This window comes from Phenylobacterium sp. (genome assembly GCF_019636135.1).
Taxonomy (GTDB): Bacteria; Pseudomonadota; Alphaproteobacteria; order Caulobacterales; family Caulobacteraceae; genus Phenylobacterium.
In genome coordinates, this window is the sequence record NZ_JAHBYD010000010.1 from 63,286 (window position 1) to 75,940 (window position 12,655).

The window sequence follows — 12,655 nt, forward strand, 5'->3', positions numbered from 1 at the left end:
AGCTCTGCCGCCTTGCTAATGCGAACCATTCGCACATACAAGGGCGCCAACGTCCGAGAATGCGTCTGGAGTCCGTATGTCCCTGCTCTTCGCGTCCGCCGCCGTCGCCGCCGCCCTCTCGCCGACCGAGGCGCCGACGACGTGGTCCTACCACCTGGACCACGTGCTGGGGACATCCTTCGACATGGCGGTCGAAGCGCCGCGCAAGGCCGATGCGGACTTCGCCTTCGCCGCCGCCGTCTCGGAGATCGGCCGGCTGGACCGTGTCCTCTCGGGCTGGCGCGACGACAGCGAACTGGCGGCGCTGAACCGCGCGGCGTCGATGACGGTCTCGAACGACCTCTTCTCGGTGCTCGCCGCCTGCGAGCGCTGGCGCGCGAAGACGGATGGCTGGTTCTCGGGGCGCCTGGGCGGTGCGGAGGCGGCCCTGGACGCCGGTGACGCCGACGCGGCCTGCGCGGCGGCCGCCGTCGCCGGGCGGGCGGATGTCCGACTGGACCGCGCGAGCCTGCGGGTCGAGCGGCCGGCCGGCGTGACCTTCGCCATCGACGCCGCGGCGAAGGGCTTCGTCATCGACCGCGCGCTGGCCGCCGCGCGCCGGTCGGCGCCCTGCGCCACCGCCATCCTCGTGGACGTGGGCGGCGACATCGCCTGCTGGGGCGATCGCGACTGGCGCGTCGGCGTCGCCGATCCCGCCCAGGCGGCCGACAACGCGCCGCCGCTGGCCCGCATCGCCGTCCGCAACGCCGCCCTGGCGGTCAGCGGCCCCGGCCCCCGCGACCGCAGTCTCGACGGCCTGGCGCAGTCGCGCCTGCTCGACCCCCACACCGGCGCGCCCGCCCCGCGCCGCCAGGCCGCCGTGCTGGCGCCCGACGCGATGACCGCCGACGCGCTCGCCACGGCGCTCGCCGTGATGCCCGCCGACGAGGGCAAGGTGCTGGTCGCCGCGCTGGACGGCGTCGAGGCGATGGTCGTGGACGCCGCGGGCGGCCAGTGGGCGAGCGAGGGCTTCGTGGCGGCGTGCCAGGCCGGCGCGGCGATCCCCGCCGGCTTCCAGGCGGAGGTGACCTACACGATCCCGAAGCTGGACGCGCCGAACTACAAGAAGCCCTACGTGATCGTCTGGGTGACCGACACCGAGAAGAACCCGATCAAGACGCTGCTCATCCAGGGCACGCGGCAGGACTGGCAGGAAGACAACTACGTCTGGTGGCGGCGCTACGGGCGCAAGCAGGCGGGCGCGGTCGAGGCCATGGGCAAGCCCACCCGCCCGCCGGGCCGCTACACCGTGGCCTGGGACGGGACCGACGAGAGCGGCAAGCGCGCCGCGCAGGGCCGCTACCTGATCCACATCGAGGCCGCCCGCGAGCACGGCGGCCACGCCTACCAGACCATCGAGGTGAACCTGGGCGCCGCGCCGGTGACGGGCTCCGCTGCGGCGAAAGACGAGCTGGGCGCGGCGCAGGTGCGCTACGGGAAGGGCAAGTGAAGGCCGACGCGAAGCCGAAGGCGGCGCGGAAGACGGCGAAGGGCGGGAGCTGGAAGGGCGAACTCTACCGCCAGTCCCGCGCCTGGCACGGCTACCTGTCGGCCTTCGCCTTCCTGGCGCTGATCTTCTTCTCGGTCACCGGGCTCCTGCTGAACCACCCGGAGTGGACCGCGGACCTGAAGGATCAGCCCGAGCACGAGGCCAGGCTGCAGTTCACGCCGGCCGAGATCGCCGCGGTGAACGCGGCGAAGGAGCCGCCCCGCGCGCTGGCGGCGGCGGTGGCGAAGAAGACGCCGGTGCTGGGTGAGTTCCAGAGCGGCGAGATCATCGACGGCGAGGCGCAGTTGCGCCTCGAGGGCGTGAAGGGGGCGACCGACATCCTGGGCGACCTCACGTCCGGCGAGGTCGAGGTGACCACCAAGGCCTCGAACCTGCTGACCACGCTGAACGACCTGCACCGCGGCAAGAACGCGGGCGCGGCCTGGAAGGCCGTGATCGATATCTCCGCGATCGTCGTGATCGCGCTTTCGGTGATCGGCTACGTGCTGTTCTTCAGCCTGCGCTTCCGCCTGCGCACCAGCCTCATCCTGACGGCCGTGAGCCTCGCGGGCCTGGTCGCCGTCGTGGTCCTCTTCACCCCCTGAGAGGCCGTCCGTGGCCGGCGAACGGCCAAGGCGCCGCTTTTTCGTTTATTGCGAATGATTCTCATTGCCGCGAGATTGCGCCTAAACTAAGAACGCCTCGCATTCTTAGTCGCAATAGTCCGAGGGACACCGGGGGATATGGTGAAGAGTTCAAAGGGCGTCGTCGCCCGCAAGACCCGCGCGCTGACGTTCGCGGCCGCCGGCCTGGCCGGCCTCTCCCTGGGCGGAGCCGCCTGCGCCGCGGACGGCGGCGACGCCGCCGCCGACGCGGCGATGGCCACCGCCGACCAGGACCAGGCCGGGACCGTGACCAGCGTCGAGGTCCAGGGGCAGATCCTCAAGCAGAACAACCCCAAGGTCACCGCGGACCCGCTGAACAACCCGCAGACCGTGACGGTCATCTCGCGCGGCACGATCGCGGCGCAGAACCTGCTCTCGCTGCGCGACATCCTCTCGACCGTGCCCGGCATCACGTTCGGCGCCGGCGAAGGCGGCGGCGGCTTCGGCGACTCGATCAACCTGCGCGGCTACTCGGCCAACAACGACATCACCGTCGACAACGTGCGCGACAGCGCCCAGTACAGCCGCTCGGACCCGTTCAACCTCGAGCAGATCGAGGTCACCAACGGCGCCAACTCGGTCCAGCAGGGCTCGGGTTCGGTCGGCGGGACGATCAACATCGTCTCCAAGCGGCCGACGCGTCGCAATTCCACGACCGTTTCCGCCGGCGTCGGGACCGACAACTACTACCGCGGCACGATCGACGCGAACCATGCGATCAACGACAGCATCGCGGTTCGCCTGAACGTCATGGCCCACCGCAACGACGCGCCGGGCCGAGACGTCGAGAAGTTCAAGCGCTTCGGCATCGCGCCGGCCATCACCATCGGCCTGAACGGCCCGACCCAGTTCACCGCCCTTTACCTGCACCAGGAAGACCGCAACACGCCGCAGTACGGCGTCCCGTACTACAACGGCGGCGCGGTCCCCGGCGTCGATCCGAGCGACTACTTCGGCTACTCGAACATCGACAAGCAGCGCCAGCAGGTCGACGTGTTCACGGGCATCATCGACCACGACTTCGGCAACGGCCTCAAGGTCCGCAACCTCAGCCGCTACCAGCGCGTGACGCAGTTGACCGTCGTGGACCCGCCGCAGGGCGTCTACTGCCTGGCCAACGGCCAGAAGGCGGTCGGCTTCAGCCAGACGACGACGGCGACGAACATCACCGGCTACACGGCGTGTCTCGCTACCGATCCGGCGCCGGGCTTCTACGCCCCGTCGGGTCCGCGCGGGAACCTGCGCAACTCGAAGAACACGCTGCTCTACAACCAGACCGACTTCACCTGGGACGGCGAGTTCGCGGGCATGCAGCACACGCTGGTCGCCGGCTTCTCGTTCACCGAGGAGGATTTCCGCCTCGACACCGGCAACCTGTTCCGCAACCCCAACGGCTCGACCGTGGCGCTGGCGCCGATCAACATCGCCAACCCCAACAACATCTATACCGGCCCGATCAACTACATCCGGGGCAGCATCCAGAACGGCAACCGCAAGAACCAGGCCGTCTACCTGTTCGACAACATCCAGTTGAACGAGCAGTTCTCGATCAACGGCGGCCTCCGCTGGGAGCACAACGAGGGCGTCAACTCGACCGACGCCTACTCGACCGTCGTGGGCCCGACGCTGGGCGTGGTCACTCCCGGTATCGAAAACCGCTCGGACGACAACCTGCTGACCTACCGCATCGGCCTGGTCTACAAGCCGATCCCCAACGCCAGCCTCTACATTGCGTACGGCAACTCCGAGACGCCGTCCCAGGCGACCGTGAACGGCTCCGGGGCCTGCAACGCGGCCACGAACTGCACGGTTGATCCCGAGAAGGCCGAGAACTTCGAAGTGGGCGCGAAGTGGGACATCGACGGGCGGCTCTCGCTCACCGGCGCCCTGTTCCGCAACAAGCGGTCGAACTATCGCGTGGCGTCCAACGATCCGACCATCCCGGTCCAGCAGCTCGACGGCACGGCGCGGGTCGACGGCGTGGCGCTCGGCGTCACCGGCAAGGTGACCGAGCAATGGTCGGTGTTCGCCAACTACACCTACCTGAATTCGAAGGTGATCCAGGGCGTCGACGACTTCGCCGCCAACCTGGGCCGCGACTTCACGAAGGGCGACGACCTGCTGCAGGTGCCGAACCACGCCTTCAGCCTGTTCACCACCTACGACGTGCCGGAGTGGAAGCTGCAGTTCGGCTACGGCGTCACCTACCAGGGCGAGGCCTACCTCACCCAGCACGGCCAGATCACCAACTCGAACCCGCCGGCGCGCACGACCATCCCCCTGGTGAAGTCGGACGACTACTTCGTCCACCGCATCACGGTGGCCTGGTACCCGACGGACACCCTCGAGGTGCGGCTGAACGTGAACAACGTGCTCGACAAGGAGTACTACATCCGCATCCGCAACAACGGCTGGGCCACGCCGGGCGACACCCGCAACGCCACGCTCACCGCGAACTACCGGTTCTGAATCCCTGAATGCACTTCAGGACCGGTCGCCGCCCCCCGCCTGCTCGCAGGCGGGGGGCTTTTCGGTCTAGGTTCCGCTCATGATGCTGCATGTCCCCGGTGTGCTGAGCGCGGCTGAGGTCGCGAGCCTCCGCGCCCTGATCGAGGCCGCCCCCTGGGAGGACGGCAACGCCACGTCCGGCAAGCAGTCGCGCCTGGCCAAGCGGAACCGCCAGCTCCCCGAGGGCTCGGACGCCGCCCGCGACGCCGGCGCCCGGGTGCGCGAGGCCGTGACGAAGAGCGCGCTCTTCATGGCCGCGGCGCTGCCGCACACGGTCTATCCGCCGCTGTTCAACCGCTACGGGGGCGGCGAGACCTTCGGCGACCACGTGGACAACGCGCTGCGCTTCCAGCGCCACCAGAACGTCCGCATCCGCACCGACCTGTCGGCGACGCTGTTCCTCTCCGGGCCCGACGCCTACGACGGCGGCGAGCTCGTGGTGGAGGACACCTACGGCGCGCACGAGGTGAAGCTGCCGGCCGGCGACCTGATCCTCTATCCCGCGGCCAGCCTGCACCGGGTCATGCCGGTGACCCGCGGCGAGCGCGTGGCCAGCTTCTTCTGGATCCAGAGCCTGATACGCGACGACGCGCAGCGCACGCTGCTGTTCGACATGGACGTGGCGATCCAGAACCTCGCGCAGGAGGTCGGCCTGGGCGCGCCCGCCATCGTGTCGCTGACCGGGACCTACCAGAACCTTCTGCGGATGTGGGCCGAGCTGTAGGCCGCCCGGTTCTGATCCCATAGCCGCAACGCATCTTCCCGCGCCGGCCTTTCGGGGCGAGTGTCTGCGCGACCAGACCGGGAGGACGAGATGACGGACGGCGCGCAGGCCCCAACGTTCGAGACCCTGACCTACGAGATCCGCGGCGCCGTCGCGATCATCACCCTCAACATCCCGGACCGGCTGAACGCCATCGGGCGCAAGGTGATGGCCGAGATGCCGGAGGCGCTGGAGGCGGCGCGGGCGGACGATGCGGTGCGGGTCGTGGTGCTGACGGGCGCCGGCCGCGGCTTCTGCGCGGGGGCCGACCTCACGGGCGCGGCGATCATGCAGGCCGGCGGCCCCCCGCCGCCCGCCGACCAGAACGAGCGCATCGACGAGATGGGCTGGGTCGGCCGCTGGGCCACCATGTGGGAGACGTTCGACAAGCCGGTGATCGGCGCGATCAATGGCGTGGCGGCCGGCGCGGGGCTCTCCACCGCCATGGCCTGCGACGTGCGGATCGGGTCCGAGAACGCGCGCTTCAAGAGCGTCTTCATCGAGCGGAACCTGTCGCCCGACAGCGGCCTGTCGTACTTCCTGCCGCGGGTGATCGGCTATGCGGCGGCGGCCGACATGATCTTCACCAGCCGCGCCGTCGGCGCCGAGGAGGCGCTGCGCCTCGGCCTCCTCAACCGCATCGTGCCGGCGGCCGAGCTGGTGGACGCCGCCGTGGCCTATGGCGAGGAGATGGCCCAGTGGCCGCCGCTGGCGCTGCGCATGTCCAAGCGCGTGCTGCAGGAGAACCAGGGCGCCGACCTGCAGTCCGCGCTCCGCTACGAGACCCTCGGCCTCAGCCTGGCCCGCAAGGCGGTCAACGATTCCGCGGAATCCCGCGCCTCATTCCTCGAGAAGCGCAAAGGCGTCTACACGGGGACCTGAAAACCCGGTATCGCGGCGCGCAGAAGGAGACCGTTCATGCCTCTCGATTCCGGCGCGCCCCAAAAGACCTACCGTTGGGACGATCCCCTCGACCTGTCCTCGCGCCTCTCCGACGAGGAGCGGATGGTCTGGGAGACCGCGCGCCAGTACGCCCGCGACAAGCTGCTGCCGCGCGTGGTCTCGGCCTTCGCCGAGGAGCGGTTCGACCGCGAGATCATGACCGAGATGGGCGAGCTGGGCTTCCTCGGCCCAACGCTGCCCGAGGAATACGGCTGCGCCGGCGTGAACCATGTGGCCTACGGCCTGATCGCCCGCGAGATCGAGGCGATCGACTCCGGCTACCGCTCGGCGATGAGCGTGCAGTCGTCGCTGGTGATGTACCCGATCTATGCGTTCGGCTCGGAGGAGCAGCGGCGCAGGTTCCTGCCCGGCATGGCGGCCGGCAGGATCGTCGGCTGCTTCGGCCTCACCGAGCCCGACGGCGGCTCGGACCCCGCCTCGATGCGGACGAACGCGAAGAAGGTCGACGGCGGCTACGTGCTGAACGGCGCGAAGATGTGGATCACCAATTCGCCGATCAGCGACGTCTGCCTCGTCTGGGCCAAGCTGGACGGCAAGATCCGGGGCTTCCTGGTCGAGCGCGGGTCGAAGGGGCTGGAGACGCCGAAGATCGAGGGCAAGCTCAGCCTGCGCTCGTCGGTGACGGGCGAGATCTCGCTCTCGGACGTGTTCGTGCCGGACGACATGATGCTGCCGGGCGTCGAGGGGCTTCGCGGGCCGTTCTCGTGCCTGAACAAGGCGCGCTACGGGATCGCCTGGGGCGCCATGGGCGCCGCGGAGTTCTGCATGCACGCGGCGCGGGACTACACGTCGAGCCGCACCCTCTTCGGCCGCACGCTGGCCTCGCGCCAGCTCGTGCAGAAGAAGCTGGCCGACATGTCGACGGAGATCGCGCTGGGCTTCGAGGGCGCGCTGGCCCTGGGCCGGCTGATCGACGAGGGCGCGTGGGTCCCCGAAGCCATCTCGATGCTGAAGCGCAACAACTGCGGCAAGGCGCTGGCGATCGCCCGCGAGGCCCGCGACATGCACGGCGGCAACGGCATCTCGGGCGAGTACCACGTGATGCGCCACGCCATGAACATGGAGACGGTCAACACCTACGAAGGCGCCCACGACGTCCACGCCCTGATCCTGGGCCGCGCGATCACCGGCGAGAGCGCATTCTGAGGGGAGTCAGTCCAGGATCTTGCCGGGATTCAGGACGCCCCTGGGATCGAGGGCGGTCTTCAGCGCCTTCATCAGGGCGATCTCGCCGTCGTTCCGCGACATCCTGAGATAGGCCTTCTTGTGCAGGCCGATGCCGTGCTCGGCGCTGACCGAACCGCCGAGGGCCGCGAGCGGGCCGTAGACGATCTCCTCCACGGCGGCCTTGTTCTCGGGTCCCTTCTCGCCGGTCCAGACCAGGACGTGCAGGTTGCCGTCGCCGAGGTGGCCGAAGACGTAGTTGTCGACACCGGGCCAGCGGGCGCGCAGCTTCCCGTCGATCTCGGCGACATAGGCCGGCATGTCGGCGATGCGCAGGCTGACGTCGAACGTCACGGCCGGGCCGTTGCGGTTCACCTGTCCCACGTCGTCGCGCAGCGCCCACATCCTGGCCCGCTCGGCCTGGCTCTTGGCGATGACGGCGTCGGCGATCAGCCCGTCCTCCAGCGCCTGGCCCAGCACGCGCTCGAACCGCTCGGCGTCGGCCGCCTCGTCGCCGCCCAGGCTCTCGACCAGCACGTAGTAGGGATAGCCGCGGGCCAGCGGCGGGGTCCCCTTGGCGGGTTCGGTGGTGACGAGGTCGTAGAAGGCCGGCCACATGACCTCGAAGGCCGACAGCCCGCCGCCCAGGCCGCTCTCCAGGGCGCGCAGCAGCCGCGGGATCGCGTCGAAGTCCTCGGTGGCGACGTAGGCGGTGTTCTGGCTGATGGGGGCGCTGCGCAGGCGCAGGACCGCGCGGGTGACGACGCCGAGGGTGCCTTCCGAGCCGATGAAGAGCTGCTTCAGGTCGTAGCCGGTGTTGTTCTTCATCAGCCGGTTCATCGACGTGACGACCGTGCCGTCCGCCAGCACGGCTTCCAGGCCCAGCACCATGTCGCGCATCATGCCGTAGCGGACCACGCGGTTGCCGCCGGCGTTGGTGGAGATGTTGCCGCCGATGGTGGCCGAGCCGCGGGCGCCGAGGTCCAGCGGCAGCAGCAGGCCCTCGGCCTCCGCGGCCTCGCAGGCCACCTGCAGGATGACGCCGGCCTGCACGGTCATGGTGGCCGAACCTGTGTCGATCTCCTCGATGGCGTTCATCCGCTCCAGGCTGAGCGCGACGGCGCCGTCGGCGGTGGCCCCGCCCGCGAGGCCCGTCTTGCCGCCCCAGGGGACGACGGCTGCGCCCAGGCGGTGGGCGATCTTCAGGACCGCGGAGACCTCTTCGGTCGTCTTCGGGTAGACCACCGCGACGGGCGAGCCCAGGCGCATCCACGCCCCTTGCGCCCGCTCCAGCGCGGCGTCGCCGGTGAAGACGGCGTTGGGGCCGAGCGCCTTCGTCAGCGCCCCCTCAAGCGAACTTGGGGCTAGCGGTTCGCGTGCGAGGGTCTCGGACATGGGGGGAGCTTACGCTCCGCTCAGTCGGCCGCCAATCGGGCGAGCACGGTCCCTTCGGCGACCTGGGCGCCGAGCTCGGCGGCGAGTTCCTCGACGGTCCCGTCGAAGGGGGCGGTGAGCGCGTGCTCCATCTTCATGGCTTCGAGGACGAGCAGCGGCTGGCCCTTGGTCACCGCATCGCCGGCCTTGACCGAGAGCTGGGTGACCTTGCCGGGCATGGGCGCGCGGATGGCGCCGTCGCCGCCGGCGGCGTCGCTGTCGGCGACCGGCGGATGGTCGCGGAAGACGAAGGCGTCGCCGCCCTCGAACACCACGACCGCCTCATCGCTCTCGACGTGGATGAAGCGCGAGGGCTCGGGCGGCATGTCGGCCTCGACGGCCCGGGCGCCGTGGAACAGCCGCGTGGTCGCGACCGGCGGGGCGTTGAGGCGGAAGCCCTTGAGGTCGACCCACGGCGTGGTCTCGCGCTCGCGGCCCTCGACGCGCTCGCGGAACGCCCAGCCGGCGGTGGCCAGGGCCTCGGCGGAGGGCTCGGCCGGGGCGGTGAGCTCTTCGAGGCCGCGGCCGATCAGGCCGGTGTCGACGGCCCCGGCGATGAAGTCCGGCGTCTCCAGGCAGCGGACGAGGAAGGCGGCGTTGGTCTTCACCGGCCAGACCTCGACGTCGGCGCAGGCCTCGGCGAGGTCGGCGATCGCCTGGTCGCGGGTCGGCGCGTGCGCGATCAGCTTGGCGATCATCGGGTCGTAGAAGGGTGTGATGGCGTCGCCCTCGTCGACGCCCGAGTCGGCGCGGACGTTGGCAGGCAGGCTGAAGCTCTCCAGCTTGCCGATGGAGGGCAGGAAGCCGGTGGCCGGGTTCTCGGCGTAGAGGCGGGCCTCGACGGCGTGGCCGTTGAGGGTGATCTCGGATTGCCTGAGCGGCAGCGGCTCGCCCGCCGCCACGCGGAACTGCCACTCCACGAGGTCGAGGCCGGTGACCATCTCGGTGACCGGATGCTCCACCTGCAGGCGGGTGTTCATCTCCATGAACCAGATGCGCTCACCCTTCAGGCCGGCCGACGCGTCGGCGATGAACTCGACGGTGCCGGCGCCCACGTAGCCCACGGCCCTGGCGGCCTTGACGGCGGCCTCGGTGACGGCCTTGCGGGCGGCGGCGCTCATGCCGGGGGCAGGGGCTTCCTCGATCACCTTCTGGTGGCGGCGCTGCAGCGAGCAGTCGCGCTCGTAGAGGTGGACCACGTTGCCGTGGCGGTCGCCGAACACCTGCACCTCGATGTGGCGCGGGCGGGTGACGTAGGTCTCCAGCAGCACGCGGTCGTCGCCGAAGCTGGCCTTGGCCTCGCGCTGGCAGGAGGCGAGCGCGGCGTCGAAGGCGTCGGCGCTCTCGACCAGCCGCATGCCCTTGCCGCCGCCGCCGGCCACGGCCTTGATCAGCACCGGGAAGCCGATGGCTTCGGCCTCCGTCTTCAGCCGCGCGGCCGACTGGTCCTCGCCCAGGTAGCCGGGCGTCACCGGCACGCCGGCCTTCTGCATCAGGGCCTTGGCGGCGTCCTTCAGGCCCATGGCGCGGATGGCGCTGGGCGGCGGGCCGATCCAGATCAGGCCGGCTTTGATGACCTCCTCGGCGAACTCGGCGTTCTCCGACAGGAAACCATAGCCCGGGTGGATCGCCTCGGCCCCGGCGGCCCTGGCGGCGGCGATGACGCGCTCGCCCACGAGGTAGCTCTCGCGCGCAGCCGCGGGCCCGATCAGCACGGCCTTGTCGGCGTCGCGCACGTGGGCGGCGTCGCGGTCGGCCTCGGAGAAGACGGCGACGGTCTCGATGCCCAGCCGCCGCGCCGTGGCGAACACCCGGCGTGCGATCTCGCCGCGATTGGCGACCAGCACCGAGCGGAACATCAGGCGACTCCGCGGCGCGTCAGCGCCGCATTGAATGAACCACGAACCACACGAACCACACGAACATGAGATCCCTGGCGTGGCCGTTCCGCTGGCAGGCTTCGTCCGTGTGGTTCGTATGGTTCGTGGTTGAATCGAATGGCGCCTGCGGCGCGCAGTGAGCTGGCCATGTCGCGCCTCACATCCGGAACACGCCGAAGCGCGTCTCGGGGATGGGGGCGTTCAGCGAAGCGGAGATGGAGAGGCCCAGCACGTCGCGGGTCTGGGCGGGGTCGATGACGCCGTCGTCCCACAGCCGCGCGGTGGCGAAGTAGGGGTTGCCCTCGTCCTCGTAGCGCTGGCGGACCGGCGCCTTGAAGGCCTCCTCCTCGTCCTTGCTCCACTTGTCGGCGTCGCGGTGGACGGTGGCGAGCACCGAGGCGGCCTGCTCGCCGCCCATCACGCTGATGCGGCTGTTGGGCCAGGTCCAGAGGAAGCGCGGGGAATAGGCGCGGCCGCACATGCCGTAGTTGCCGGCCCCGAACGAGCCGCCGATCAGGACGGTGAACTTCGGCACCTCGGCGCTGGCGACGGCGGTGACCAGCTTGGCGCCGTCCTTGGCGATGCCGCCGGCCTCGTACTTCCCGCCGACCATGAAGCCCGAGATGTTCTGCAGGAAGACGAGCGGGATCTTCCGCTTGGCTGCCAGTTCGATGAAGTGGGCGCCCTTCAGCGCGCTCTCCGAGAACAGCACCCCGTTGTTGGCCAGGATCGCGACCGGATAGCCCCAGATGCGGGCGAAGCCGCAGACCAGCGTCGTGCCGTAGAGCGCCTTGAACTCGTCGAAGCGGCTGCCGTCGACGACGCGGGCGATCACCTCGCGCACGTCGTAGGGGGCGCGCACGTCCTGGGGGACCACGCCGTAGAGCTCGGCGGGGTCGTAGGCCGGCGGCTCGGGTTCCTCGAGCGACAGTTCGTGGGCCTTGGTGGTGTTCAGGTTGGCGACGATGCGGCGCACGATGGCGAGCGCGTGCTCGTCGTTCTCGGCCACGTGGTCGACCACGCCCGAGCGGCGCCCGTGCGTCTCGGCGCCGCCCAGCTCCTCGGCGCTGATGATCTCGCCGGTGGCGGCCTTCACCAGCGGCGGGCCCCCTAAGAAGATCGTGCCCTGGTTCCGCACGATCACCGTCTCGTCGCTCATCGCCGGGACGTAGGCGCCGCCGGCCGTACACGAGCCCATGACGCAGGCGACCTGGGCGATGCCCTCGCCGCTCATCCGCGCCTGGTTGAAGAAGATGCGGCCGAAGTGCTCGCGGTCGGGGAAGACCTCGGCCTGGTGCGGCAGGTTCGCGCCGCCACTGTCCACCAGGTAGACGCAGGGCAGGCGGTTCTGGAGCGCGATCTCCTGGGCCCGCAGGTGCTTCTTCACGGTGATCGGGAAGTAGGCCCCGCCCTTCACCGTGGCGTCGTTGGCCACGATCATCACCTCGCGGCCCGACACCCGGCCGATGCCGGTGATCACGCCCGCGCCGGGCGCCTCGTCGCCGTACATGCCGTTGGCCGCCAGGGCGCCGACCTCCAGGAACGGCGCGCCGGGATCGAGCAGGCGCATCACCCGGTCGCGGGGCAGCAGCTTGCCGCGGCTGACGTGCCGCTCGCGGCCCTGCGCCGAGCCGCCGAGCGCCGCGGTCGCCGAACGGTCCCGCAGTTCGTCGGCCAGCGCCCGGTTCACCACGGCATTCGCTGCGAAGGCCGCCGATGCCGGATCGACCGCCGAAGCCAGTTTCCTCAT

Annotated in this window: 9 protein-coding genes; 6 read left to right on the top strand and 3 right to left on the bottom strand. The window is 70.2% G+C overall.

Going from position 1 to position 12,655, the window contains the following annotated elements; all coding sequences use genetic code 11:
- The first annotated feature begins 76 nt into the window (after positions 1 to 76).
- The 6 genes from KF737_RS09060 (at position 77) to KF737_RS09085 (ending at position 7,573) form a co-directional block, all read left to right on the top strand.
- Positions 77 to 1,489 carry a DUF2271 domain-containing protein gene (locus KF737_RS09060; protein ID WP_296453341.1) on the top strand — a complete coding sequence of 471 codons (1,413 nt, stop codon included), beginning with the start codon at positions 77 to 79 and terminating at the stop codon, positions 1,487 to 1,489.
- Entirely contained in the window at positions 1,486 to 2,133 is a 648-nt protein-coding gene (locus KF737_RS09065) for a PepSY-associated TM helix domain-containing protein (protein ID WP_296453344.1), read from the top strand. Before KF737_RS09060 ends, KF737_RS09065 begins: the two co-directional genes overlap by 4 nt.
- Positions 2,134 to 2,274: 141 nt before the next feature.
- Positions 2,275 to 4,662, top strand: a complete 2,388-nt coding sequence (locus KF737_RS09070; RefSeq protein ID WP_296453347.1) for a TonB-dependent siderophore receptor — start codon at positions 2,275 to 2,277, stop codon at positions 4,660 to 4,662.
- 79 nt (positions 4,663 to 4,741) lie between these two features.
- Positions 4,742 to 5,425: a Fe2+-dependent dioxygenase gene (locus tag KF737_RS09075; protein ID WP_296453350.1), complete on the top strand. Its 684-nt coding sequence runs from the start codon at positions 4,742 to 4,744 to the stop codon at positions 5,423 to 5,425.
- A 90-nt stretch (positions 5,426 to 5,515) separates the two neighbouring features.
- Positions 5,516 to 6,346, top strand: coding sequence for an enoyl-CoA hydratase-related protein (locus KF737_RS09080; protein ID WP_296453352.1), 831 nt, complete (start codon positions 5,516 to 5,518; stop codon positions 6,344 to 6,346).
- A gap of 36 nt (positions 6,347 to 6,382) precedes the next feature.
- Positions 6,383 to 7,573 carry an acyl-CoA dehydrogenase gene (locus KF737_RS09085; RefSeq protein WP_296453355.1) on the top strand — a complete coding sequence of 397 codons (1,191 nt, stop codon included), beginning with the start codon at positions 6,383 to 6,385 and terminating at the stop codon, positions 7,571 to 7,573.
- A gap of 6 nt (positions 7,574 to 7,579) precedes the next feature.
- On the opposite strand, the gene KF737_RS09090 is transcribed toward KF737_RS09085, so the two are convergent.
- From KF737_RS09090 to KF737_RS09100, 3 genes are all read right to left on the bottom strand, one after another.
- Positions 7,580 to 8,986: an FAD-binding oxidoreductase gene (locus KF737_RS09090; RefSeq protein WP_296453357.1), complete on the bottom strand. Its 1,407-nt coding sequence runs from the start codon at positions 8,984 to 8,986 to the stop codon at positions 7,580 to 7,582.
- Positions 8,987 to 9,006: 20 nt separating this feature from the next.
- Positions 9,007 to 10,884 carry an acetyl/propionyl/methylcrotonyl-CoA carboxylase subunit alpha gene (locus KF737_RS09095; protein WP_296453360.1) on the bottom strand — a complete coding sequence of 626 codons (1,878 nt, stop codon included), beginning with the start codon at positions 10,882 to 10,884 and terminating at the stop codon, positions 9,007 to 9,009.
- 178 nt (positions 10,885 to 11,062) lie between these two features.
- Entirely contained in the window at positions 11,063 to 12,655 is a 1,593-nt protein-coding gene (locus tag KF737_RS09100) for a carboxyl transferase domain-containing protein (protein ID WP_296453363.1), read from the bottom strand.